The 24,524-nt window shown below is 28.7% G+C and carries 27 protein-coding genes and 1 pseudogene; 16 read left to right on the plus strand and 12 right to left on the minus strand.

What is annotated here, in order from left to right; all coding sequences use genetic code 11:
- Positions 1–214: 214 nt before the first annotated feature.
- Complete coding sequence (gene dph5, locus NL43_RS07270) at positions 215–1,006, plus strand: diphthine synthase (protein WP_069593391.1); 792 nt, start codon at positions 215–217, stop codon at positions 1,004–1,006.
- Positions 1,007–1,466: 460 nt separating this feature from the next.
- On the opposite strand, the gene NL43_RS07280 is transcribed toward dph5, so the two are convergent.
- Positions 1,467–2,069, minus strand: coding sequence for a hypothetical protein (locus tag NL43_RS07280; protein ID WP_084790460.1), 603 nt, complete (start codon positions 2,067–2,069; stop codon positions 1,467–1,469).
- Entirely contained in the window at positions 1,985–2,185 is a 201-nt protein-coding gene (locus tag NL43_RS08190) for a hypothetical protein (protein ID WP_084790461.1), read from the minus strand. Before NL43_RS08190 ends, NL43_RS07280 begins: the two co-directional genes overlap by 85 nt.
- A 452-nt stretch (positions 2,186–2,637) precedes the next feature.
- Here NL43_RS08190 and hdrC point away from each other — a divergent pair.
- The 7 genes and pseudogenes from hdrC to NL43_RS07315 all read left to right on the plus strand — a co-directional run.
- Positions 2,638–3,096, plus strand: a pseudogene (gene hdrC / locus NL43_RS07285) (CoB--CoM heterodisulfide reductase subunit C); the annotation flags it as partial.
- Between the two features lie 32 nt (positions 3,097–3,128).
- Positions 3,129–4,025 (plus strand): CoB--CoM heterodisulfide reductase subunit B, encoded by an 897-nt coding sequence (hdrB, locus tag NL43_RS07290; protein WP_069593394.1) that lies wholly within the window; start codon positions 3,129–3,131, stop codon positions 4,023–4,025.
- 242 nt (positions 4,026–4,267) lie between these two features.
- The gene (locus NL43_RS07295; RefSeq protein WP_069593395.1) at positions 4,268–4,564 is read left to right on the plus strand and encodes a DUF749 family protein; all 297 of its coding nucleotides are present in this window, start codon (positions 4,268–4,270) and stop codon (positions 4,562–4,564) included.
- Positions 4,565–4,566: 2 nt separating this feature from the next.
- Positions 4,567–5,112: a DUF2096 domain-containing protein gene (locus NL43_RS07300; RefSeq protein WP_069593396.1), complete on the plus strand. Its 546-nt coding sequence runs from the start codon at positions 4,567–4,569 to the stop codon at positions 5,110–5,112.
- Between the two features lie 156 nt (positions 5,113–5,268).
- Positions 5,269–5,940, plus strand: a complete 672-nt coding sequence (locus NL43_RS07305; protein ID WP_069593397.1) for a metallophosphoesterase — start codon at positions 5,269–5,271, stop codon at positions 5,938–5,940.
- A gap of 9 nt (positions 5,941–5,949) precedes the next feature.
- Positions 5,950–7,278, plus strand: a complete 1,329-nt coding sequence (locus tag NL43_RS07310) for a phenylacetate--CoA ligase family protein (RefSeq protein WP_069593398.1) — start codon at positions 5,950–5,952, stop codon at positions 7,276–7,278.
- Positions 7,279–7,302: 24 nt separating this feature from the next.
- Positions 7,303–7,734, plus strand: coding sequence for an acetolactate synthase (locus NL43_RS07315; RefSeq protein WP_069593399.1), 432 nt, complete (start codon positions 7,303–7,305; stop codon positions 7,732–7,734).
- Positions 7,735–7,758: 24 nt separating this feature from the next.
- On the opposite strand, the gene thiD is transcribed toward NL43_RS07315, so the two are convergent.
- The 3 genes from thiD to NL43_RS07330 all read right to left on the minus strand — a co-directional run bounded on the left by thiD (position 7,759) and on the right by NL43_RS07330 (position 9,581).
- Complete coding sequence (gene thiD, locus NL43_RS07320) at positions 7,759–8,538, minus strand: bifunctional hydroxymethylpyrimidine kinase/phosphomethylpyrimidine kinase (RefSeq protein ID WP_084790462.1); 780 nt, start codon at positions 8,536–8,538, stop codon at positions 7,759–7,761.
- Entirely contained in the window at positions 8,516–9,202 is a 687-nt protein-coding gene (gene cofC, locus NL43_RS07325; RefSeq protein ID WP_069593400.1) for a 2-phospho-L-lactate guanylyltransferase, read from the minus strand. The genes thiD and cofC overlap by 23 nt, the downstream gene beginning before the upstream one ends.
- A 67-nt stretch (positions 9,203–9,269) precedes the next feature.
- On the minus strand, positions 9,270–9,581 hold the full coding sequence (locus NL43_RS07330; RefSeq protein WP_069593401.1) for a heavy metal-binding domain-containing protein: 312 nt from the start codon (positions 9,579–9,581) through the stop codon (positions 9,270–9,272).
- Positions 9,582–9,784: 203 nt separating this feature from the next.
- Here NL43_RS07330 and proS point away from each other — a divergent pair, with 203 nt between their 5' ends.
- Entirely contained in the window at positions 9,785–11,194 is a 1,410-nt protein-coding gene (proS, locus tag NL43_RS07335; RefSeq protein WP_069593402.1) for a proline--tRNA ligase, read from the plus strand.
- A 133-nt stretch (positions 11,195–11,327) separates the two neighbouring features.
- Here proS and nifU read toward each other — a convergent pair whose 3' ends face one another.
- Complete coding sequence (gene nifU / locus NL43_RS07340) at positions 11,328–11,714, minus strand: Fe-S cluster assembly scaffold protein NifU (protein WP_069593403.1); 387 nt, start codon at positions 11,712–11,714, stop codon at positions 11,328–11,330.
- Between the two features lie 25 nt (positions 11,715–11,739).
- On the minus strand, positions 11,740–12,975 hold the full coding sequence (nifS, locus tag NL43_RS07345; protein ID WP_069593424.1) for a cysteine desulfurase NifS: 1,236 nt from the start codon (positions 12,973–12,975) through the stop codon (positions 11,740–11,742).
- A gap of 494 nt (positions 12,976–13,469) precedes the next feature.
- Here nifS and NL43_RS07350 point away from each other — a divergent pair, with 494 nt between their 5' ends.
- Positions 13,470–14,201 (plus strand): ABC transporter permease, encoded by a 732-nt coding sequence (locus tag NL43_RS07350; protein ID WP_371325648.1) that lies wholly within the window; start codon positions 13,470–13,472, stop codon positions 14,199–14,201.
- 9 nt (positions 14,202–14,210) lie between these two features.
- On the plus strand, positions 14,211–14,966 hold the full coding sequence (locus tag NL43_RS07355) for an ABC transporter ATP-binding protein (protein WP_069593405.1): 756 nt from the start codon (positions 14,211–14,213) through the stop codon (positions 14,964–14,966).
- A gap of 103 nt (positions 14,967–15,069) precedes the next feature.
- On the opposite strand, the gene NL43_RS07360 is transcribed toward NL43_RS07355, so the two are convergent.
- Both NL43_RS07360 and NL43_RS07365 read right to left on the minus strand, forming a co-directional pair.
- The gene (locus tag NL43_RS07360; protein ID WP_069593406.1) at positions 15,070–15,570 is read right to left on the minus strand and encodes a hypothetical protein; all 501 of its coding nucleotides are present in this window, start codon (positions 15,568–15,570) and stop codon (positions 15,070–15,072) included.
- Between the two features lie 169 nt (positions 15,571–15,739).
- A complete protein-coding gene (locus tag NL43_RS07365; RefSeq protein ID WP_069593407.1) occupies positions 15,740–16,474 on the minus strand; it encodes an MIP/aquaporin family protein in 735 nt (244 codons plus the stop codon).
- A 514-nt stretch (positions 16,475–16,988) separates the two neighbouring features.
- Here NL43_RS07365 and NL43_RS07370 point away from each other — a divergent pair.
- The 4 genes from NL43_RS07370 to NL43_RS07385 are packed head-to-tail and all read left to right on the plus strand — an operon-like array spanning position 16,989 to position 19,488.
- Complete coding sequence (locus NL43_RS07370) at positions 16,989–18,035, plus strand: NAD(P)-dependent glycerol-1-phosphate dehydrogenase (protein WP_069593408.1); 1,047 nt, start codon at positions 16,989–16,991, stop codon at positions 18,033–18,035.
- Between the two features lie 23 nt (positions 18,036–18,058).
- Complete coding sequence (locus tag NL43_RS07375) at positions 18,059–18,481, plus strand: UPF0179 family protein (RefSeq protein WP_069593409.1); 423 nt, start codon at positions 18,059–18,061, stop codon at positions 18,479–18,481.
- Positions 18,482–18,498: 17 nt separating this feature from the next.
- Positions 18,499–19,194, plus strand: coding sequence for a ribose-5-phosphate isomerase RpiA (gene rpiA / locus NL43_RS07380; RefSeq protein ID WP_371325647.1), 696 nt, complete (start codon positions 18,499–18,501; stop codon positions 19,192–19,194).
- A 21-nt stretch (positions 19,195–19,215) separates the two neighbouring features.
- A complete protein-coding gene (locus NL43_RS07385; RefSeq protein WP_069593410.1) occupies positions 19,216–19,488 on the plus strand; it encodes a metal-sensing transcriptional repressor in 273 nt (90 codons plus the stop codon).
- 537 nt (positions 19,489–20,025) lie between these two features.
- Here NL43_RS07385 and NL43_RS07390 read toward each other — a convergent pair.
- The gene (locus NL43_RS07390) at positions 20,026–20,859 is read right to left on the minus strand and encodes a deoxyribonuclease IV (RefSeq protein WP_069593411.1); all 834 of its coding nucleotides are present in this window, start codon (positions 20,857–20,859) and stop codon (positions 20,026–20,028) included.
- A 91-nt stretch (positions 20,860–20,950) separates the two neighbouring features.
- On the opposite strand from NL43_RS07390, the gene NL43_RS07395 reads away from it, so the two are divergent.
- Complete coding sequence (locus tag NL43_RS07395; RefSeq protein ID WP_069593412.1) at positions 20,951–21,892, plus strand: NAD(P)-dependent oxidoreductase; 942 nt, start codon at positions 20,951–20,953, stop codon at positions 21,890–21,892.
- Positions 21,893–21,930: 38 nt separating this feature from the next.
- On the opposite strand, the gene NL43_RS07400 is transcribed toward NL43_RS07395, so the two are convergent.
- Together NL43_RS07400 and NL43_RS07405 are read right to left on the minus strand one after the other, a co-directional pair.
- Complete coding sequence (locus NL43_RS07400) at positions 21,931–23,067, minus strand: glycosyltransferase family 4 protein (RefSeq protein WP_241776239.1); 1,137 nt, start codon at positions 23,065–23,067, stop codon at positions 21,931–21,933.
- A gap of 68 nt (positions 23,068–23,135) precedes the next feature.
- Positions 23,136–24,368 carry a GDP-mannose 4,6-dehydratase gene (locus NL43_RS07405; RefSeq protein ID WP_069593414.1) on the minus strand — a complete coding sequence of 411 codons (1,233 nt, stop codon included), beginning with the start codon at positions 24,366–24,368 and terminating at the stop codon, positions 23,136–23,138.
- Positions 24,369–24,524: the final 156 nt, after the last annotated feature.

The following is a 24,524-nucleotide window of genomic DNA, read 5'->3' on the forward strand; positions in this document are numbered from 1 at the left end:
TGTGGCAATTTTTTTAAGTGGAATTTATTATGCAATTTTTTTTAAAGTTCTAGTTTTTGTAGTAAATTTAAGATTCTAATTTTTTAATAGTTATTTTTGATGATTTATACGAATTTATTAAATATTTAGTTATTACAAATTATGTTATATAGAAATATCTTTTTTTTGAGGATTTCTTTTTTTTATTTAAAATAAATTTATTGAGGTTATTTGCATGTTATATTTTGTAGGTTTAGGATTATTTAGTGAAGATGATATATCATATAAGGGTTTTAAAGCACTTCAAAGTGTTGATTGTATTTATGCTGAATTTTACACTGCTAAATTAATGGGTGGTAATATTGATAATTTAATTGAGAAACTTGATGTTCCGTTTGTTACTTTAAAACGTGAGGATGTTGAGGATCAAAATATTATTATTAGGGAAGCTATGACTAAAAATATTGCTTTTGTTACTGCAGGTGATTCTTTAATGGCTACTACTCATACGGAGCTTTATGTTGAGGCTTTAAATAAAGGTATTGAAACTCGTATTATTCATGGTAGTAGTATTTTTTCCGCTGCTCCTGGACTTGTTGGTCTTCAAGCATATAAGTTTGGTAAAACTACTACTGTGCCATTTCCTGATGAGAATTTTTTTCCTCATTCGCCATATGATGCTATTAAATTAAATTCAGAAGTTGGTCTTCATACTTTAGTTTTACTTGATATTCAAGCTCATAAGGATAAGTATATGAGTGTTAATGAGGCTATTGATTATTTAAGACGTGTTGAAAGTGAACGTGGTGAACATGTTTTTGATGATGATCGTATTGTTATAGGTCTTGCTCAGGCTGGTAGTGATAGTCCTATTGTTAAGGGTGGTACTGTTGCACAGGTTGCTGATTTTGATTTTGGTGAACCTTTGCATTGTATGATTGTTCCTGGTAATTTACATTTTATTGAGGCAGAGGCTTTACTTACATTGGCGGATGTTGATAAATCTTTACTTGAAGAGTTTTTATAGATTTTTTAGTAATACATATTATTTTATATAGTGTTAATAATATACTATTTAATTAGATATTTAAAAATTCTGAATATAGTGTGTAAGTTATTAAAATAAATAATATGTATAGAAGGGTTTTAATTGAACTACTCTGATAATGAAATGGTAGATTTTATTAAGGGTACTCATATTTCTCATGATGTGTATAAGGATATTCAATTCATTCGTGATAAAAAGACTTGCTTTTATGAGGTTATTTGTACTAAGCATGATAATTCACAGTGTTTTGTTTATATAGGTTATGATGGAACTACTGCTCGTCGTACGTATAATCGTATTATAGCATCTGCTGAAGACAGTAAATGAGTAAGTATCCTTTTGTTTTATTTTTTTAAAAACACGTAAATATTTTTTTTATACTTTTTTTTTGATTTTATTTTTTTTTTAAAAAGAGAATTTGATGGGAGTTTATTTTTTTTTAGTATAGTTGTGTGTATTTTTGAAGATAATTTTGGTAATGTTTATCAAGTAGTCTATGTAGTGACATGATTTCTGGATTTGTTGCAGCTTTTTGTTCTGTTAGATTTCGTAGTGTTTTATTTTTTATATTTTCTTGTATTTCTTTTATTGTGAATTTTAGTTGTTTTATGTTTTCTTGTTCTATATTGTCTGTTATATTGTATTTTTCTTGTGGGTATATGTTTGTATTTGTCATTATGTTATTATTTTTTGCTTCATATATTGCTCTACTTGTATCAAATAGGTCTATTCCAAGGTATGTTAGTATTGGTAGGATTTGTGTTGTAGCAAAGGGGAAATATAGTGTTGTGTTTGGGTTTATATTTTCTCTTGTTTGAATTATTATACTTAGTAGGTCTTGTGGATTTCTTTGTAGTTCATCTGTGTTTGCAAACATGAGTGTGGTGTAGCCTAGTTGTTCTAGTTTTTGTGCACATTCTATTCTAAGGTCTGTGTATTGTGCTCCTTGTATTACTGCTATTTTTTTTTGTTTTTTTCTTCTTGTGCAAGGTTTATTGTTTGTTGAGTGTATTCTTGTGCTATTTCTTTTTGTATTTTGAATGGTGTTGCAATGTTTTTTACTATTTCTATTTCTTTATAGTCTATTACTGTAGGGGTTATTCTTTCTTTCCATTGGCCAAGTCGTGCTGGTCCATCATGTGAGTTTATTTTTAACATTTTTTTTATTTATCTCCCATTCTGTTTTTATTTTTTATTTATGTTTTTTGTGATATTTTATTTTTTTTACTACTTTTTGATAGAATGTGTTACCTTTTAGGTTACACTTTCTTATTTTTTTGATACCTTTATATACTAATTTCAATTAAACTATTAATAGAAATTTATTAGTGTTCAGTTTGTAAATTTCTACAAGTTAACTATTAAAAATTTAATCTAATAAAAAAAAGAAATTGATGAATTAGGTGCATTGATTTCTTTAATCATCTAAATATTTTATTTTTGGATGTAAAATATTAAATTCAAGCAATAAATTTTTATTGTGTATTTTTATCAAATGGAGTGAAAAAATGACATTATTAAACGAAAGTGAATACTTAATTACTGAAAAAGATATAGATCCTTCATTTAAAGAAGAAATAATGGCAAATGGATCTGAAAGTTTAGCAATTTGTTACCAATGTGGTACTTGCTCAGGTGCATGTCCTTCAGGAAGAAGAACTCCTTACATGGTCAGAAGATTAGTAAGAAAAGCATTAGTTGGAATGAAAAATGATGTAATTTCAGACGATGCAATTTGGATGTGTACAACCTGTTACGAATGTCAAGAAAGATGTCCTCGTGATATTAAAATAGTTGAAATCGTTAAAGCTATCAGAAATGTAGCAGCACATGAAGGTTACATGGCAACAGCACACAAAAAAACCGGTTCCTTCGTAGCAAAAACTGGTCACGGTGTACCTATCAACGATGCAACAAAAGCATTAAGAAAAGAAATTGGTCTTGATGAAATTCCTGCAACAACTCACAAATACCCAGAAGCATTAGAAGAAGTACAAACTTTAGTTAAAGCAACTGGATTTGATGAATTAATCGGATACGACTGGACCACAGGCGACATAAAAGAATAATTTTTGATAGATTTAATAAGGAGGATAAAATCATGGCATATGCTTACTTTTTAGGATGTATAATGAACAACAGATACCCTGGAATTGAAAAATCCACCAGAGTATTAATGGACAAATTAGGTGTAGAATTAGCAGATATGGAAGGAGCTTCCTGTTGTCCTGCACCAGGTGTATTCGGATCATTTGATAAAGAAACCTGGGCAACTATTGCAGCAAGAAACTTAACCATTGCAGAAGATATGGGATCAGACATCTTAACAGAATGTAACGGATGTTTCGGTTCACTTCACGAAGCTAACTCATTATTAAAAGAAGATGAAGAATTCAAAGGAAAAGTAAATGGATCATTATCTGAAATTAACCGTGAATTCAAAGGTACATCTAATGTAAGACACTTCGCAGAAGTATTATACAATGATGTAGGATTAGAAAAACTTACCGAAGTAATGGAAAAAGACTTAAACTTAAACGTTGCTGTACACTACGGTTGTCACTTCTTAAAACCTAGTGATGAAATAGGTATAGACAATCCTAAAAACCCTAAAATATTAGATGAACTTGTAGAAATTACTGGAGCAAAATCTGTACCATACACAGATAAAATGATGTGTTGTGGAGCAGGTGGAGGTCTCAGAGCAAGAGATAAAGCAGTAACAACCAGTTTCACTCATGAAAAACTTGAAAACATGAAAGCAGCTGGAGTAGACGCTATTGTAGATGTATGTCCTTTCTGTCACATGCAATTTGATGTAGGACAAACAGAAGTAAACGAACAATACGACACTGACTTTGCAATACCAGTATTACACTTAGCTCAATTATACGGATTAGCAATGGGATTATCACCAGAAGAATGTACTCTTGATAAACAAGTTGTTGACCCAACAGAGTTAGTTGAAAAAATGAACACACCTAAAGATGCAGAATAAGTGTTCACTCAAATAATATAACCCCTCCGGGTTATATTACTCATCACCACCCCATTTAAAATTATTTTTCTATAGCTTATTTTATTAATAAAAAACTTACATGTATTCATAGTTAATTCTATAAAAATCAATACATTTATTAAACTAAAAATAACAACATAAAAATATAGATGAAAAGTTTAAACATAAAAAAATAAATAAATACTAAAATTAATTGATTAATATAATAGGAGTAATTTAAAATGCAAAAATTTATTGTTGAATTAATAGGTGTTTTCACCAAAAAAGACTTACCTGAAGATTATGAAAAATTTGTAGAATACAAAGCAACAATAGACAATAAAAATGTTGAAACCACAACACCAATAGCTATTTTAAAAATAAAAGACACAACAAGTTATCATGTTTTATTCTTAGATGAATATGAATCAATGGATCAAATTGATGAAGAAATATCTAACTCTCTTGATGGTCAGATATATAATTTTACAATAAGAAATATACTTAAAGGACATATTGAATCAGAAGAAGGTAACTAAGCATGAGTAACGATGTTAAAGAACCATTATATTTAAGATGGTCTGTTCTTGATCATTTACTTAAAACATTAAATAAGAAGTATGGTGACATCCCAAAAGAAATAATCAAAGACCTTCAATATGCAAGAGCTTTAACAAATTTTTACACTGAAGATCCTTCAGAACCTGATAGAGCAAAAGAATTAGGACGTATAGATTCACTATTAAATACGGTTGAAAGAAATCTCATGTCATTAGCTCAAGTTGAAGGTGAAGAATTTGTAAAAGAATGGGAGGAAAAATTATTAGATGCATCTAAAGGAAAAGAAGTATTTAAATCAGTACCTATACAATCTAAATTTATTGCAGGAATGCCTGCAAATTTTGACTTTGTAAGATTTAATTTCAGACAACCAATAGCTGAAGAAAGATTTATTGAAATATGTGAATATGAAAATGTTATCATTGAATTTGATGATAATGATAAATCAGTATTTATCTTTGGTGAAAAACCTAATATAACTAGTGCATTAAAAGAAATGGGTCCTTTCTTCAGTGAACAGATTTAAATTTAAATTATTATATTTTACTTCCTTTTTACTTTTTTTTATTTTTTAATTCTTTTTTCATAAGTTTAACACTTTTTTTATACTAAAATAATATTAATATTAAGTTAGATATTTAATTATGATAATTAATTTATATTAAAGGAGAGTTTTATTGCAATGAAAATATTAACAATAACTGATATTCACAGTGCTCCTGATAAGATATTTAGTTTTTTAGATGAGAACTCTGTTGATGAAATTATAATAACAGGGGATGTTACAGAGTTTGGTCCTGAAGATTATTTTGTTGAAACACTTAATAAATTTGGGGAATATGCTCCAGTTCATGCATTATTTGGAAATTGTGATCCTGAAAATGCAAATGAATTACTTGATAAATCTAACATAATTAATATACATGATACTACTTCAAATATTGGAGATATACAACTAGTTGGTTTTGGTGGATCAAACATAACACCATTTGATACTCCTAATGAATATGATGATGAAATATTATATAAAGAATTAATTAAATTTAAAGATAATTTACTTTCAGATTCTTATACAATTTTAGTAACACATGCACCACCACTAAACACAAAAACAGATAAAATAGAATCTGGTGCACATGTAGGTAGTGAAGGAATAAGAAAAATTATTGAAGAAACACAACCAACAATCAATGTATGTGGACATGTACATGAATCAATAGGACAAGATATGATAGGAAATACAGTAATAGTAAATCCTGGAGATGCAGCAAATGGACATGCATGTATCATAGAATTATCTGATGAAGATATTAAAAATAAAAAAGTCAACCTAGAAATATTTACAATAGAATGAGGTTATAATATGGCAAAGTTTAGAGAAGAAGACACATGGATATTTAATCCAGAAAAAGAATGTATGACTCGTGATGAGTTTAAAGAATTACAACTAAGAAGACTAAAACGTGTAGTAAAATATGCATATGAAAATGTACCATTTTACAAAGACTTATATGATAAACATGGAGTTTCACCAGATGATATCCAAACACTAGATGATATCCAAAAACTACCCTTTATCACAAAAGATGATTTAAGAAAAACATATCCCTTTGACTTACAAGCAGCACCAAAAGAAGACTGGGTGGAAGTACATTCAACAAGTGGTACAACAGGAATTCCAACAGTAGCAGCTTACACACAAAAAGACCTAGATATATGGGCAGAATCTACAGCACGTGGACTTGCAAGTGTAGGAGTACAAAAAGACAGTATAGTAAATGTAGCATATGGATTTGGATTATTTACAGGTGGACATGGAGCACAATATGGAGCACAAAAAATAGGTGCATTAGCAGTACCAATGTCTTCTGGAAATACAAAAAAACAAATGAACTTCTTAATGGATTTCCCTGCAGATTTTCTTTGTTGTACACCATCATATGCATTATATCTAGCTGAATCCTTTGAAAAAGAAGGACTTGACCCAAAATCAATCCCTCTAAAAGGTGGATTATATGGTGCTGAAATGTGGACTGAAGAAATTCGTCAAAAACTAGAATCAAAATTTGACATATCTGCACAAAACATTTATGGATTAACAGAAGTAATAGGTCCAGGAGTATCAACAGAATGTCATATAAAAGAAGGTATGCATATAGCAGAAGACCACTTCTATCCAGAAATAATTGATCCTGAAACTCTAGAAGTATTACCTGAAGGTGAAGAAGGAGAAATTGTATTCACAACACTTACAAAAACAGGAATGCCTGTAATAAGATACAGAACAAAAGATATAACTTCATTAAATTATCATAAATGTGATTGTGGAAGAACAACCGTTAGAATGAGTAGAATTACTGGACGTAGTGATGATATGCTTAAAGTAAAAGGAGTAATAGTATTCCCTAAACAAATTGAGGAAGTTATCATGAAAATTGATGAATTATCCGCAGCATATCAAATTATTGTATCAAGACCTGGAACACTTGATGAAATAGAAGTACAAGTAGAAATAGATCAAGCAAACTTCTCTGATTCAATGACTGACCTTGAAGGATTCAGAGCAAAAATAGCACGAAATATCAAAGATGCAATTGGTATAGGTGTAAAAGTAACTCTTGCAGAACCATACTCTATTCCTAGAAGTGAAGGTAAAGCTAAAAGAGTTATAGATAAAAGAGATTTTAGTTAAAAATAATAAATAGGAGATTTTTTCATGGCAATAAAACAAGTATCAGTATTTTTAGAAAATAAAACTGGAAGATTATGGAAAGCACTTAACACATTAAAAGCTCAAGATATTGATATAAGAGCATTATCAATAGCAGATACATCTGACTTTGGAATATTAAGGATGATTGTATCAAATCCAGATAAAGCTAAAAGTTCTCTTGAAGATGAAAAATTTGCAGTAAGTTTAGCAGATGTACTTGCAATAGAAGTAGAAGATCAACCAGGAGGACTAGAAGCAGCATTAGATTTATTAAATAATAATGGAATTAATGTTGAATATATCTATGCATTTGTAGAAAAGAAAACACAAAAAGCATTAGTTGTTTTAAGAACTGAAGATAATGATAATGCAGTATCTCTTTTAGAGGATAATGGATTTTCATTACTTAATCAAGATGAAGCATATACATTATAATGTATTATGCTTCTATTATTTTTTTTAGAATTTTATTTTATCCCATAATTGATATGGTGTTCTGTTAAATCCATGAATTATACTATTTTTTATAAACTCATTACTATTTTCACATGATTTTTTAAGTGAATATCCTTTTATAAGATTACTTGTTATTGCTGATGAATATGTACATCCTGTACCATGTGTGTTATCTGTTGGAATTAGTTCACCACTAATTTTATAAATTTCATCATCACTATAGAGTATATCATTTCCTTGCATATGTCCTCCAGTAATAACAGTGGAATTATATTTACTTAATTTTTCTGCAACATTAATCATATCTTCTTCAGTATCTATGGTTGTTCCTGAAATTTCTTCTGCTTCATGTATATTGGGTGTTATTAAATATGCTTTTTTCATTAAATATTTTCTAAAACTATCAACATAAGATGTATGTGTTAAATTTTTTCCAGATTCTGATATCATAACCGGATCCACAATAGCTTTTAATTGGTATTCTTTAATCTTTTTTGAAACAAGTTTTACAATATCACCTGAATATAACATTCCTGTTTTTATATATTTCACAGGGTAAACATTAAGTATTTGATTAATTTCTTCTTCAATTATACTTAAATCTATTTTCTGAATACCTGTTACACTAAATGGATTTTGAGCAGTAATAGCAGTAACTACACATGTAGCATATATTGAATGAGCATGAAATGTTTTACAGTCAGCAATTATACCTGCACCTCCTGATGGATCAAGTCCTGCAATACTCATAGAACATTTTTCATTCATTTTTTCTATAGACATTTAATCTCTCCTGGCCATGTTTATTCTCAACAACAATATTTAAACTACTTAAATACTTATATGTATTTGTACGTTTTCCATGTAATAATAATTCACCTAAATCTTGTGGTGTGTTAATATCAATAGATAGATAAAATGAATCATAAATATTAAGATTCATATTTTTATCTTCTGCTTCAGATACATGTTTAAAGAAGCTGAATTCTCCAAATAATGGTTTATAATCATATTGTGTATTAATGTATAATAAATTAGTACCACCACCATTTGATGGAGAAATAATAAAATCATCAGAGTTATCAATTAAATAATTAATATTTTTCTTTTCAATTAATGGAATATCTGAGGGTATAATAAGTATTTTAGGATTATCATAATTTTCTTTAACATAGCCTATAGCATCAATTAAAGCATTATTTAAATGATTATCTTCATATTTTTTTTCAGTTATTGTATTAATTTTAAGAGTTTTTGCATAACTAAGTACTTCTTGATCTTTACTTGTCACAATAATTTCAGATACGTCTTCTTTAATTTCTTCTACTATATCTTTAAGCATTGATTTTAGTAATTGTTTTCTTTCATTTTCTGTTAGAAATGGTGAAAGTCTAGTTTTAGAATTATTAAAACTAGATATGGGTATTATAGTAATTAGTTTATTCATATTACTATCTTTGGTTTAATAATTTAATAATAGTTATTTTTTCTAAAAAAAGTATAGAGGAGTATATTTAGATAAATTTTACTGCAGTTCCAAAACATAGTACTTCTGCAGATGCTGTTGTAACACTACCATTATCATATCTTAACATGATTACAGCATCAGCACCCATACTTGTAGCATGTTCTATTAATCGTTCTGTTGCAGTTACACGTGCTGTTTCCATGATTTCCGTGTATGCTTTTAATTCTCCACCTACAATTGTTTTTAATCCTTGTGTAATGTCTTTTACAATATTTGTGGATTGAACACAATTTCCTCTTACAAGACCTATTACTTCATAGTCTTTTCCAGGTATTTTTTCTGTTGTTGAAAGTATCATAATATTTTAAGTCTCCATTTTTATTTTATGTATTTGAATATAATCTTATTTAATATAAATTTTTCTTTTTTAAGACATTGAGGTGAGGGTCATAAAATTTTATTATGATTGGAATACATAAGTAAATAATAATAAAAAAAACTTTTTAGATTAAAACACTAATTTTTATAATATTTTTACAATTTAATTAATATGGTGACTAAATGAAAAAATTTAATGAATGGTTTCATAATATACTAGAAGAAGCTGAATTAATGGATGCAAGATATCCTATAAAAGGAATGAGTGTATGGCTACCAAGAGGTTTTCAAATAAGAAAATATGCACTTAATGCACTTCAAGAGTTATTAGATAAAGATCATGAAGAAGTTCTTTTTCCAATGCTAATACCGGAAAGTGAATTAGCAAAAGAAGCAATACATGTAAAAGGATTTGAAGAAGAAGTGTACTGGGTAACTAAAGGTGGAAAACGTGATCTTAATGAACAATTAGCATTAAGACCAACAAGTGAAACATCAATGTACCCTATGTTTTCATTATGGGTACGTTCACACATGGATTTACCAATAAAAGTATATCAAACAGTAAACACGTTCAGATATGAAACAAAACATACAAGACCTTTAATAAGAGTACGGGAAATAACTACATTTAATGAAACACACACAGTACATGCTACAGCAGAAGAAGCAGAAGAAGAAATTAAAGTAGGATTAGATATTTACTGTAAATTCTTTGATGAACTTGGAATTCCATACTCTATAAGTAAAAGACCTGAATGGGATAAATTCCCAGGTTCTAAGTATACTATGGCATTTGATATGATTATGCCTGATGGTAAAACACTTCAAATTGGTACAGTACATAATCTTGGAACAACATTTGCAAAAACATTTGATATTCAATTTGAAAATGATGAAGGTGAACATGAATATGCTCATCAAACATGTTATGGATTATCTGATCGTGTAATTGCTTCTCTTATTGCAGCTCATGGAGATGAAAAAGGTTTAAAATTACCTCCAGTTGTAGCACCAGAACAAGTAATTATTATACCAATTATATTTAAGGAAAATCAGGATGTTGTTCTTAACTTTACGGATAATCTTGAAAAATTATTAAATGATAATGGTATACGTGCTAAACAAGATAAACGTGATATGAGGCCCGGTAAAAAATACTATGAATGGGAAAAAAGAGGAGTGCCTCTTAGGATAGAAGTAGGTCCAAGAGATATTGAAAATAAATCTGTTGTAGTAATACGAAGAGATACTGGAAATAAAGAATTTATAGACTATGATGAATCAACAATAGTTGATGTTGTAAAAAATACATTAGATACAATAACTAATGATATGAAAGAAGCAGCTAATAAATTCCAAGAAGAAAAAACATATTCTGTTGAAAGTTTAGAGCAAGTTAAGAAAACTATTAATAAAAAAGGTGGAATTATCACATTTAGTTGGTGTGGAAATACTGAGTGTGGTAAAGAAATGGAAGAAAAATTTGATATTGATATATTAGGTACACAAGAAGCAGATGTACAGGGTAAAACATGTATAAATTGTGGAAATGAAGCACATCATAAAGTATTAATATCTAAAACTTATTAATCACCCTTTATTTTTTTTTAAAAAAAATCTTGTTTTTAGGAAATTAATATTAATATATATTTATAAAAGAAAATCTAGTTTTTATTAAATTGGAGTTTATTATATGTATGAAATAATAAAAGAAAGGAAAATATTATAATTCTCCTTTAGCTTTTTTATCTCTGTAGTTATCAATAGCTGCTTGTAATGCATCTGCAGCAAGGTTAGAACAGTGTAATTTAATTGGTGGTAGTCCATCTAATTCTTCAGCAACATCATTTCTTGAGATTTTATATGCTTCATCAATACTCATTCCAACAGCCATTTCTGTAATCATACTACTTGTTGCAATTGCTGCTCCACATCCAAATGTACTAAATTTCACATCTGTTAATTTTTCATCATCATCTACTTTTATGTAGATTGTCATTATGTCTCCACATACTGGGTTTCCTACGGTTCCTTCACCATCAGGATTTTTAATTACACCGGTATTTCTTGGGTTTGTGTAGTGGTCTACTACTTTATCACTATAATCCATATTATCACCTATAATTATTATTTTTTTAGTATCTGTCTAAGTCTTCATCATCAACTGGTTTTTCAAATTTATCTCCAATGTATTCATCAGTTTCATTATCCCATAATGGGGATAATTCTCTAAGATAATCTACTACTTTTTTAATTGATGCTACAATGTAGTCTACATCTTCTATAGAGTTGTCTGGTCCTATGGATAATCTTAGTGAACCATGAGATAATGCTGGTTTGATACCTAATGCTGCAAGTACGTGTGATCCTTTAAGGTCATGTGTTGAACATGCTGATCCTGTTGCTGCATTAATTCCTTCATTGTCTAGTCTTAGGATTAATGATTCTCCTTCAATTCCTGAAAATCTTAGATGTACATTATTTGGTAATCTGTGTTCCATACTACCATTTACATAGGAATCTTTTACTTGACTGGTTACTTTTTCAATTATTGCATCTCTGATTTCTTGGTTGTGTTTCATGTGTTCGTCAAGTTTTTCATTTGCAATTTCTGCTGCTTTACCGAAACCTACAATTCCTGGCATATTTTCTGTTCCAGATCTGTTTCCATCTTCTTGTCCTCCACCATGTATGAGTACTTCGAATCGTACTCCTTTTTTGATGTAGATTGCTCCTATTCCTTTAGGGCCGTTGATTTTATGACTTGATATTGATAATACATCTACATTTTGTTCTTTTACATCTACTGGTATTTTTCCTGCACTTTGTACTGCATCTGTGTGGAATAGTACACCGTGTTCGTGTGCTATTTCTCCTATTTCTTTGATTGGTTGGATTGTTCCTACTTCATTGTTTGCATGCATGATACTTATGAGTATTGTACTATCTTTTATAGCAGCTTTTAAGTCGTCGAGGTTGATGATTCCTTCTGATCCTACTGGAAGATATGTTATTTCGAATCCGAATTTTTCTAGGAATTTACATGTATTTAATACTGCTGGGTGTTCAATGGTTGTGGTTATAATATGGTTTCTTGGGTTTTCTGGTGTAGCTTTTTGGTATTCTTTTAGTGCTACTCCTTTTAGTACCATGTTGTCTGATTCTGTTCCACCACTGGTAAATGTTATTTCGGATGGGTCTGCATTAATTAGGTCTGCTACTTGTTTTCTTGCTTTTTCTAATGCTCTTTTTGCGTCTACTCCTAATCCGTATAGTGTTGATGCATTTCCGAATTTTTCATTGAAGTATGGTAACATTTCTTTTAGTACTTCTTCATCTACTGCTGTAGTAGCTGAGTTGTCCATGTAAATTTTTTTATCTGCCATTAGTCTAGTCTCCTTATTTTTATAATATAATATTTATTATCTTTTTTTCTTAACTATTGTTACTTTTTTTTATTCACAATGTTATTTTTTTAAAAAGTAGTATTTAAACTTTTATATATGTTATTATATTTTTTCACAGTAATTTTCTAGCATGAATTACTTAAATAAATATTATTGTACGTCCTAAAAATATTTAAGAAATGTCTAAGATTAAATCTTTTTGTAGCTTATTCTTTCTACATGGTTAATATAGTAGTATATACTCTTTCATAATGTTTATCAATAAATATTATGAATTATGTATCTTGCTGAGTATTTTTAGGATAGTGTATGTGTAGTAGTTATTTCATTTTGTTTACTATTATATCAAATAGTGTTTTACAATTATTATATTCGAAACTTTTAAATTTAATTCTCAATATAAGAATTAACCATATAATAAATAAGATGATTATATGACCGAACAAAAAACACATAATTTGGGATTAGATAAATTAGTACTTCCCATAATAATAGTAATTGCATGGTATATCATATCTGATGTATTAATGTTATTCCCATCTTATATTCTGCCAGGACCTCTTGAGGTAATAACTGCATTTATAAATCAAATTTCTTCAGGAAGTCTATTTAGAGATATTATAGATACATTATACAGAGTACTTGTAGGTATGTTTCTAGCAGCAGTGGTAGGAATATCATTAGGTATAGTCTTAGGTGAATCAAAAAGATTAGAACGATTATGTAATCTTATAATAAGTATATTAAGACCAATACCACCAATAGCATGGATACCATTTTCAATATTATGGTTTGGAATTGGTACAGCTCCTGCAGTATTCATTATATTTATGGGTTGTGTATTTCCAATACTAATATCAACTATAGATGGAGTACGTAGAACTAGAAAAGTACTACTTGAAGCAGCACTATCATTTGGAGCTTCTAGAACTCAATTATTAACAGAAGTAATACTACCTTCAACAATACCTTACATAATATCTGCTCTAAAAGTAGCAATAGGTGTAGCATTAATGTGTACTATTGCTGGTGAAATGATTGGTTCAAGTACAGGTATAGGACACATGATTTTAACATCAACAAATATATTTGATACAGGGTCTACTGTTGTAGGTATGCTTGTAATAGGATTTTTAGGAATAATCTTTGATTATATATTTACAAAAATCCAAGAAAGAATATTCTGGTAAGGTGAGTAAATGACATTTGAAATAGAAAATGTATCAAAAAAATTCATATCTAATGAACATGAAGAAGTAAATGCATTAGAAGATATAAATTTAACAATAGAATCAAATAAATTTGTTTGTTTCATTGGACCCTCTGGTTGTGGAAAAACAACACTTCTTCGTTTAATGGAAGGATTTGAAAATCCAAGTGAAGGAACAATAAAAGATAATGGTGAAATAGTTTTAGAACCATCTAGAAGTAGGGGATTTATTTTTCAGGATTATTCACTGTTTCCATGGCTTAATGTGATTGATAATGTTACATTTGGTTTAATGATTGCAGGTAAACCAGAAGAGGAAAATAAAGAAAGAGCACTTAAATACTTAAAAGCAGTTGGATTAGAAGAATTTGCATATAGTTATCCTCATGAATTATCTGGTGGAATGAAACAAAGAGTTGCAATAATTAGATCTATAATTAATGATTGTGATACATTACTTATGGATGAACCATTTAGTGCATTGGATGTTCAAACAAAAAAAGGTCTCCAAAAGATGTTAGTAGAAAATTGGAGAAAACATAATAGAACAATAGTATTTGTAACTCATGATGTGGATGAAGCAGTATATCTTGCAGATGAAATAGTTGTATTTTCAAGAAGACCTGGAAAAATAAAGAAAATAATTAAAAATAATTTACCACGTCCACGTGATAGAGAAACACATGAATTCCATGATTTAGTATTTGAAGTTACAAATTATATTGATGAATCAGAAGATGTTTAATCATTCACCTTTAACTTTTTTTTAAGTATATTTTTCCTAAACTCAAATATCTAAACTTATTTTATAAAAAAAAGATTATATTGTATTTAATAATACAATTTATTTAATTATCTACTTGTGCAACAAGTTGCATAATTTGGGCAGCTTTCATACCTGAAATGTTCAATGTTTTTAAAGCTTTAATAGTTGCAGTATTAAGATTCATATTGGATACTACTAAGTTTTCAGTGACATATTTTCTGAATTGATTATATTGTTCATTGTCATTAAAAACGGTTCTAAGACTATATGCAACAGGTCTTAATTTTTCATCTAATTCTTTAGCTAAATCTTCAATTGCATTATCATTAGCTTTAACCATTTCAGTTTGTAAAGCATGACCTATATCATTACGTGTAAAACTTTTTTCAAGTTCTTCAAGTAAAAATTCATCTACAACTTCATTATCTTTAATATTGTCCTTTAATTTTTTACTTCTTTTGTTTGATTTAACAAAATCTTCATAGAAATTATCAATTAGGGTTTGTTTGTTATCAAATAATCTATCTACTGTGCTAAGTAAAACTGTACTTGCATATTTTTTAATATTTTTTTCAGTTATCATATTATTCCCTTGGATGTACTCTTAATAGAAATAATTTATTTTTTATTATTAATATTTATTTAGAGAATAAAATAGTGATTTTAATTAGTTTGATATGTTTTTTAAAATTAGTTAATAAGGGAGTTGAAAAGAGGAATTGTAATAAGTAGATTATTACAATTATTCTTATTTAATATCCAATTTCTTTATGGAAGTAATCATATAAGTATACTGCAACAATTGCTCCAATTATTGGTGCAATTAAATAAATTGGGTAGTAAGCAAAGGCATTTGCTCCAGTTACTAAGTAATTTAATAACATTGGTGAGAATACACGTACTGGATTTACTCCACAACCAGTGTAGTTACCTATTGCTACAATAATACCTACTAATACTAAACCAATACTTAGTCCTGCATCTGCTGCAGGTGCTTTTTTATCTACTGCTGTAGCCATAATTACATACATTAATAAGAAAGTACCTAAGAATTCAGCTATAAACATTCCAATTAGTGAAATATCACCAAATGGTCCACATCCACCAAGTACTCCTATTGTTGATGCTGCATTACCTGATATTGCAAGTAATGTTGCACTTGCAATCAATGCTCCAATAAATTGTGCTACAATATATGGTATTAAATCAGATGTAGGGAATTTTTTTCCAGCCCATAGTCCTATAGTTACTGCTGGGTTGAAGTGTGCTCCAGATATAGGACCAAATGCATATATTGCAACTGTTAATGCTAAACCAAATGCTAAACCAATACCAATCCAATCTGGCATGGTTATTCCAATATTATAAATACTTGTAGATGTTGCTCCATTATTAATGAAGAGTGTGAGTACAACTGCTGCTGTACCAAAGAATACAAGTATGAATGTACCAACAATTTCTGCTAGTATCTTTTTTATTTCTGTCATTTTTTATAATCTCCATAAAAGTTTTTTTTAAGGTAAAATAGTGTATATTTTTAGTTTGTAGTATGAACTAAATTTTATACTTATTTTCCTCCTCTACTTCAAACTTTTTAAAGACATAGTATTTAAACTATACTTTATTTTCATTAACTTTACTTGATAAAATTATTGTAGACTTTATTGCACAGGTATTTTTATACATAATACTTGATTTTTAATAAATTATTTTTTATTTTTATACTTTATTTGTAATATATTTTGTTTTACCTAAATTTATACATAATAAAGTATATATTCTATGTTCATTATAAAAATAATTATTAATATCACTTTTTTTTATACATTATATTATTTAATTTTTTCAAGAATTTCTAAATGGTTCATCAAATTTGTATTAATTCATGCAATATTTTTAAAATAATCATAGTAATAAGTAATTCTATAAATAAGAAAAAACATAACTATTATTAATATTTTTATTCATAATCCAAAAAAAATGAAAGGTAGGCTAATTAAAATGGATTTCCGAAATGTACAATTACCTCGAGAAATACATACAGGACCCGGAATAATAAATGAAATTGGAGATGTTTGTAATAAACTACTCTCTCAAAAAAATGTAACAGTAGTAGTAGGACATACAACAAAAAAAGTAGCAGGAAATCAAGTAATTGAAATTCTAGAAGATAATAACTATACTATCTCTGAAATCATAATAGAAACAGCTACTCAAGAATCTGTTGAAAAAGTAGTCAAATCCTCAAAAAATACATCTGCAATACTGGGAGTAGGTGGAGGAAAAGTCATTGATGTAGCAAAAATGGCTTCAACAATTAATCAAATTCCATTAATTAGTATACCTACAACAGCAGCACATGATGGTATGGTTTCACCAAGAGCATCCATTAAAAGCAGTACAGGAAGTATTTCACATGAATCAAATGCACCCTTTGCATTAATAGCTGATACTCAAATTATTGCACAAGCACCCTATCGTTTCACAGCAGCAGGATTCAGTGACATAATTTCTAACTTAACAGCAGTAGAAGACTGGAAATTAGCATACAAATTAACTAATGAACCATTCAGTGATTCTGCAGCAGCATTATCCTTAATGACTGCAAGGTTATTAATGGATGAAGTGGAAAATATAAGGCCAGGTCATGTAGAAAGTGCAGGAATTGTTGTCAAAGGATTAATAAGTAGTGGTATGGCTATTAGTATAGCTGGTAATAGCAGACCCGCAAGTGGATCTGAACATAAATTCAGTCATGCACTTGATGTAATAGCTCCAAAACCTGCATTACATGGAGAACAATGTGGAGTAGGTACTATAATGATGATGTACTTACAAGGTGGAAATTGGATGGAAATACAGTCAATTCTAAAAAGAATTGGAGCTCCAATAAATGCAAAAGAACTTGGAATAAAAGAAGAATATATTATAAAAGCATTAATGTATGCACATAATATTCGAAAAGAAAGATACACTATTTTAGGTGATCGTGGTCTAACAAGGGAAGCAGCTGAAAATATAGCATTAAAAACACATGTAATTGAATAAATTAAATTTAATGGGGGTAGTTCATGATTACATTAATTGGTAAAAGTTTAGCAAAAGAAGGACTAGTTTTCACATTTTATGGTGGATCTAGTAAATGTGAATCATGCAGGTTCAGTAGAACTTGTTTAAATCTTGAAAAAGGAAGGAAATATAAAATAACCAGTGTTAAAAAAGTTACACATAAATGTCCATTACATAAAGAAGGCAAAGTTCAAACAATAGAAGTAGAACCTGCAACAATCAGAACAGCCGTTGAAACTAAAAAATCATACAAAGGTTCTACTATAATCTTCAGAACACAAGATTGTGGATTTGAATGTGAAAATTATGATATATGTCATCCAGAAGGATTATATAATGATGATAAATGTCAAATTGAAGAAATTGGTCCAGAATTAACATGTAAAGCTGGAAATAATTTAACAGAAGTAATACTAAGTCATTAAAAAAAAGGTGTATAATAATGGTAAATATGGATTTATTAAAAGATAATGTTGGAAAACAAGCAGCAGATTTAATTAAAGATGGTCAAATTGTAGGATTAGGAACAGGTTCAACCACACACTACTTTATAAGATATTTAGGAGAAAGAATTAAAAATGAGGAATTGAATATTCTTGGAATTCCTACATCATATCAATCCTTAATTATTGCAAGAGAATCAGGAATTAATACAACAACACTTGATGAATATGATATTGATATTGCAGTTGATGGTGCTGATGAAGTAAATCCTAATCTTGACTTAATTAAAGGTGGGGGAGCAGCACATACACTTGAAAAACTAATTGATAGTTCTGCAAAAAAATTTGTTGTAATTGTAGATGAAAGTAAAATGGTTGAAGAATTAGGAGAATTCCCAGTACCTTTAGAAATAATACCTGATGCTTTAAGAGTAGTTAAGGAAACTCTTGCAGATATGGGTGGAAAAGCAGCATTAAGAATGGGTATTCAAAAAGATGGTCCTGTAATAACAGATAATGGTAATTTTATATTAGATACTAAATTCCCTAAAATAAGAAATCCTCAAAAATTAGAAAAAGAATTAAATACTATTCCAGGTGTTCTTGAAAATGGTATCTTTGCAGGATTAGCTGATAAAGTTATTGTTGGAAAAATGTCTCATATTGAAGAAATTGATAGAGAAGATATAATATAATAAATAATGGAAAGATTTTTCATGAAACAATGTATGGATTCAGATAATTTACATAGACGTCTTAGAAAAATAGAAGGTCAAGTTGCAGCTATAGATCGTATGATTGAAGAAGATATTCCTTGTGAAAACGTGTTAATGCAGGTTAATGCAGCTAAATCTGCTCTTACAAAAGTGGGAAGTATTATTCTTGAAGGACATATGAATCATTGTGTAAAAGATGCTATAGATAAAGGAGATAGTTCTGAAGCTATTGAGGATTTATCTAAAATTATAGATTATTATTCTAGGATTTAATTAATCTATTATTTTTTAACTTTTTTTAATTATTTTTATATTTTCTGAATTTTTATTATCCATTTCTTTAAATACTATTACTTTCATATTATTAATTATACCTATAGGGGTATAGGTATATTTTGAAGATTACCCAATAAATCAATTAAACTAAACAAGATTAAAAAAATACGAATTGATTATAAAAAGTACTACTAATTATTCATATTGGTGTGAACAATGAATATGATAAGAAAAATAGGACACGTGGTAATTAAGATTAATATGGCAATTATAGCTTTAATTATATTATTTTATCTACATATATATGAAATAAAACCAATTTATTTACCTATAAAACAATAAATTTCATATTATAAAATAAAAACTAATAATCTAATAATATAATAAGTATAATAATATAATTAAAAAATATTAATCTCAAAAAATTTAATTATTTTTAAAAAAGATGACAGGTTATGAATAACTAATTCATATTCCTGTTTTTTAGGTATGACTATAGATTAAATCTCTTTTTTTAGTTAAGTTATATTATAATTAGTATTCATATAATTCTCTAAGTAATTTTATCTCTTCCTTATATCCTTCAACATCATTAGGTGTTTCTAAGAAAAAGGGTAAATCTCTTAGTTTTTCATGATTTATTATATTTGTAATTGCTTCAAGACCTATTTCACCTTGACCTATTTTTTCATGTCTATCTTTATGACTATTTAAACCATATTTACTATCATTTAAATGTATAGCCTTGAGTCTATCTAATCCAATAATTGAATCAAATTCATCAATAACACCATCAAGGTCACCTACAATATCATATCCACCATCATATACATGGCAAGTATCTAAACATACTCCAAGTTTTTCATCCATTTCTACATTTTCAATAATAGATTGAATCTCCTCGAATGTTCTACCAATTTCAGTTCCTTTACCAGCCATAGTTTCAAGAAGAATAGTTGTTTTCATATCTTCACGAATTAACTTATTTAATGATTCTGAAATTAATTCAATACCTTTCTCTGGGCCTTGTTGCACATGACTTCCTGGATGAAAATTATACATATTATTTGGTAAATTATCTAATCTTCTAAGATCATCTTCAAATAATTCATAAGCATTATTTCTAGTTTTTTCAGATTTAGATGCTAAATTTATAACATATGGTGCATGAGCAAGTATAACATCCATAGTAGTATTTGCCATTAATTCTTCAAGAGCTCCTACATCAGTAGAGTCGAGGGGTTTTGCTTTTCCACCTCTAGGATTTCTTGGAAAAAATTGGAAAGTATTAGCATCAATACTCAATGATTCAAGTCCAATATTTTCAAAACCTTTAGTAATTGATAAATGTGCTCCTATTGTTAACATTATATAATTTCTCCTATTTTTAGTCAATTCTATTAAAATATTAATACTACAAAATATATAATTTTTATATAAGAATGTAAGAGGTATTTTAATGGAAACTAGTCGAATATTAGTTACTGGTGGAGCAGGTTTCATCGGAACAAACTTAGTTAATGAACTAAGAAGTAGGGGACATGAAGTCATAGCGGCAGACTTATTAAATAATGATCGTGAAGATTATGTACGTACAGATGTTAGAAATTACAGACAAATAGAACGTACATTAGAAGAAGAAGGACCTTTTGACTATGTATATCACTTAGCAGCAGAATATGGTCGTTGGAATGGTGAAGCATACTATGAAAACCTATGGCAAACAAATGTTATAGGAACAAAAAATATGATACGACTACAAGAAAAAAATAAGTTTCGTATGATTTTCTTCTCATCAGCAGAAGTATATGGTGATTATACAGGAAAAATGTCTGAAGATGTAATGGAAAACAATCCAATTAAAGACACATACCAAATGAATGATTATGCAATAAGTAAATGGTCAGGAGAACTTATGTGTATGAATTCCGAAAAAATGTTTCAAACAGAAACAGTAAGAGTAAGACCTGTAAACTGTTATGGTCCTCAAGAGAGATACACACCATACAGGGGATTTATTCCAAAATTTATATACTTAGCACTACACAACAAGCCATACACAGTATATAAAGGACATAAAAGAATCATAGATTATGTTGGGGATACAGCAAGAACATTTGCAAATATAGTAGATAACTTTATTCCTGGTGAAGCATACAATATAGGTGGTAATCAAGACTGGGAAATGGATATTAAAGATTACTCAGATTTAGTTCTTGAAGCAACAGGACGTGATGATAGTCTTGTAACATACAAGGAAGCAGAACCATTCACAACAAAAGTAAAAACAATAGATTTCTCAAAATCAATAAAAGATTTTAAACATAATCCCAAAGTAAAACCTCAAGAAGGTATTAAAAAAACAGTAGAATGGATGAAATGGTATTATCGTTTAGAATAATATCATTTATTATTTTAATTAAGTTACTATTTTATATCTTATTTTTTTCTTATTTTCAATTCATTGAATATTTTATTTAGTTTTAGTCCTATTGCTTCTTTTGAATAATTTTTGGATTGTATGTATCCTTCTTCTTGTAGTTTTGTGTATAATTGTTTATCATTAAGTATTTTAAGTAGACATTGACTTAGTTCTTCATAGTTTTTAGGTTCATAGAATAGTCCACCTTTTCTGCCACTAGCTTCAACTACTGGTGGGATTTCTGCTGCAACAAATGGTGTTTTGAGAGATATTGCTTCTATTATTACAATACCAAATCCTTCAATTATACTTGGAAGACAGAATACTTTTGAGGAATTCACAACTTTCATAACATCATCATGTTTTTCAACAAATCCTAAAAATTCAATATTGTCTTCTAAATTTAAGTCGTGTGTTAATTGTTTTAGTTCGCTTTCTTGTGGTCCTGTTCCTATTATTTTACATTGGATATCTGGTATTTCATTTTTAATTATATTCACAGCTTTTATAAGATCATCTACTCTTTTATATTCTACAAGTCTTGCTACACATGCGATTGTTGGCTTGGTGTATGGTTCTGATTCTACTTTTGGAAAGTCTACAATATTGTGCACGGTTTTTATTGTTTCTGATGGTGCATATGGTAGTAGGTTTTCTCGTGTATAATCAGATACTGGTAGTAGTAGGTCAATGTCTTGTCTTAGGAAGTATCGCTCCATTATTTCTCCAAATAATCCTGTTATTCCTATTGTACTTATCCATCTACCAATCCAAACATCATGGTATCTTGCAGCAAGAGGTATATTTAGTTTTCTAGCTATTTTTAGTGCAACAGGGTATGTTATAAAATTATATCCAATAACTAGGTCTGTGTCTTTTAATGTTTTTCCTATATTATAAGCATCTTTCATAAATTTTAGTCTTTTTGTTAGAGATCCTTTCTGGGTGTATCCTCGTTTGTCACCACAGCAAATTACATGAATATCATCAAGATAGAATGATTCTGTGTTGTTTTCATCATTTGATGTGAGTACTGTTATTTTATTATATTTTGATAATTGTTGGGCTTCATTAAATGCACATACTTCTACACCACCCTTGATTTCTAAGTTATTACTGTGTGGAAAGTACTCTGTTACAATACATATATTCATTTTTATAATCTCCATTATTTAGAAAAAGAATTTTTTTTTAAAAGAAAAAATGGGGTTGAGTTAGGTTTTTATTGATTTTCTTTTTTCATAAAGAAGTTTAATTGATCTTTAATTATGTCAGATACGCTGTACTCAGTTTTAGCACCAAGTTTTTGTATTTTTTCAGTGTTTGAAAAGAGTATTGGTACTTCTGCAGGTCTGAATCTTGCTGGATTAAATTCAACTTTAACATCTTTATCTTCTGTTTTAACAAGAATACCTTTGTCTTCTATTGTATATTCTATTTCATCATCAAGTATCATTGAATCTACTTTTGTTTTATCAAATGCTACTCCATAGTACTTATCATTATTCATTTCTGTAGGATTTTGTATTACTTTATCTCCATTTAATGTACTTATTGATTTAATATTTTGTCCTGCTTGTTCTATACTAAGAAGAATGTAACTTAGTATGGAGTTTGTTCTCATAGAACCTTGATTATATACTTCTCCTGCTTGACCTTTTTGTGCAAGTAATAAGTATCCATTAATAATATCTTCTACATGTGTCCAGTCTCTAAATGCATTTACATTTCCTATAACAATTCTATCAGTTAAGCCCATTTTTAGTTGCATTACTTGGTTTGTTACAACAGATGTTACAAACATTTTCCCACGGCCTGCTCCTTCATGGTTAAATGCTCTTGATACAACTGTATCTAAACCATATGAATGACAATAATTTCTTGTTAAAAAGTCACCATATACTTTTGAAACTGCATAAGGACTCATTGGTCTTAAAGGGTTTGTTTCTGATATTGGTAGTTCATGAGTTCGTCCTTCTTTTAAATCAGGGAATATGGAACCATATTGTTTTAGAGCTTGGTTATATTGTTGTTGTGATGATATAACTAATCCATATTCTTCACTAGAACCTGCAAAAATCATACGTGCATCACAGTCTTTTATTCGCATTGCTTCAAGTAAATTATTTGTTCCTTGTGAATTATTTTTTTCTGTATCTGTCGGATTATCAAAACTTTGTGGTACAAATGATTGTGCTGCTAAATGGAAAATGTAATCTGGTTCTGATTTATCAATTGCATTTGCTACTGAGCTTATATCTGTTAAATCACCAGTAATTGGTGTAATGTCATTTTCAATACCATGATATTTGATATTTGCAGGAATAGTTCCGTCGGTTCTTCTTCTTATAAGTCCATATACGTTACTACCTTCGCGTATTAGACGTTCTGCTAGATATGCTCCTACAAATCCGCTTATTCCTGTAATTAATATATTTTTGTCTTGCCAGTTCATATTATTGTTTCCTTTTTAATTTTAAAATTTAAGTTAACTATTTTTAATAATACTTTATTTTTCATAGTTTTTATAATGTATTTTTTTATAAGTCTAGTTCCATGATAATTCTTAAAATATAATAGCTGGAAACAATAAATATTAATTTAATATTTA

This window comes from Methanosphaera sp. WGK6 (genome assembly GCF_001729965.1).
Lineage (GTDB): Archaea > Methanobacteriota > Methanobacteria > Methanobacteriales > Methanobacteriaceae > Methanosphaera.

Coding starts and splice junctions, on each gene's coding strand:
- dph5 (WP_069593391.1), top strand. CDS start 215: ATGTTATATTTTGTAGGTTTAGGATTATTTAGTGAAGATGATATATCA.
- NL43_RS08190 (WP_084790461.1), bottom strand. CDS start 2,185: ATGTTAAAAATAAACTCACATGATGGACCAGCACGACTTGGCCAATGG.
- hdrB (WP_069593394.1), top strand. CDS start 3,129: ATGGCATATGCTTACTTTTTAGGATGTATAATGAACAACAGATACCCT.
- NL43_RS07295 (WP_069593395.1), top strand. CDS start 4,268: ATGCAAAAATTTATTGTTGAATTAATAGGTGTTTTCACCAAAAAAGAC.
- NL43_RS07300 (WP_069593396.1), top strand. CDS start 4,567: ATGAGTAACGATGTTAAAGAACCATTATATTTAAGATGGTCTGTTCTT.
- NL43_RS07305 (WP_069593397.1), top strand. CDS start 5,269: ATGAAAATATTAACAATAACTGATATTCACAGTGCTCCTGATAAGATA.
- NL43_RS07310 (WP_069593398.1), top strand. CDS start 5,950: ATGGCAAAGTTTAGAGAAGAAGACACATGGATATTTAATCCAGAAAAA.
- NL43_RS07315 (WP_069593399.1), top strand. CDS start 7,303: ATGGCAATAAAACAAGTATCAGTATTTTTAGAAAATAAAACTGGAAGA.
- thiD (WP_084790462.1), bottom strand. CDS start 8,538: ATGTCTATAGAAAAAATGAATGAAAAATGTTCTATGAGTATTGCAGGA.
- cofC (WP_069593400.1), bottom strand. CDS start 9,202: ATGAATAAACTAATTACTATAATACCCATATCTAGTTTTAATAATTCT.
- NL43_RS07330 (WP_069593401.1), bottom strand. CDS start 9,581: ATGATACTTTCAACAACAGAAAAAATACCTGGAAAAGACTATGAAGTA.
- proS (WP_069593402.1), top strand. CDS start 9,785: ATGAAAAAATTTAATGAATGGTTTCATAATATACTAGAAGAAGCTGAA.
- nifU (WP_069593403.1), bottom strand. CDS start 11,714: ATGGATTATAGTGATAAAGTAGTAGACCACTACACAAACCCAAGAAAT.
- NL43_RS07355 (WP_069593405.1), top strand. CDS start 14,211: ATGACATTTGAAATAGAAAATGTATCAAAAAAATTCATATCTAATGAA.
- NL43_RS07360 (WP_069593406.1), bottom strand. CDS start 15,570: ATGATAACTGAAAAAAATATTAAAAAATATGCAAGTACAGTTTTACTT.
- NL43_RS07365 (WP_069593407.1), bottom strand. CDS start 16,474: ATGACAGAAATAAAAAAGATACTAGCAGAAATTGTTGGTACATTCATA.
- NL43_RS07370 (WP_069593408.1), top strand. CDS start 16,989: ATGGATTTCCGAAATGTACAATTACCTCGAGAAATACATACAGGACCC.
- NL43_RS07375 (WP_069593409.1), top strand. CDS start 18,059: ATGATTACATTAATTGGTAAAAGTTTAGCAAAAGAAGGACTAGTTTTC.
- rpiA (WP_371325647.1), top strand. CDS start 18,499: ATGGTAAATATGGATTTATTAAAAGATAATGTTGGAAAACAAGCAGCA.
- NL43_RS07385 (WP_069593410.1), top strand. CDS start 19,216: ATGAAACAATGTATGGATTCAGATAATTTACATAGACGTCTTAGAAAA.
- NL43_RS07390 (WP_069593411.1), bottom strand. CDS start 20,859: ATGTTAACAATAGGAGCACATTTATCAATTACTAAAGGTTTTGAAAAT.
- NL43_RS07395 (WP_069593412.1), top strand. CDS start 20,951: ATGGAAACTAGTCGAATATTAGTTACTGGTGGAGCAGGTTTCATCGGA.
- NL43_RS07400 (WP_241776239.1), bottom strand. CDS start 23,067: ATGAATATATGTATTGTAACAGAGTACTTTCCACACAGTAATAACTTA.
- NL43_RS07405 (WP_069593414.1), bottom strand. CDS start 24,368: ATGAACTGGCAAGACAAAAATATATTAATTACAGGAATAAGCGGATTT.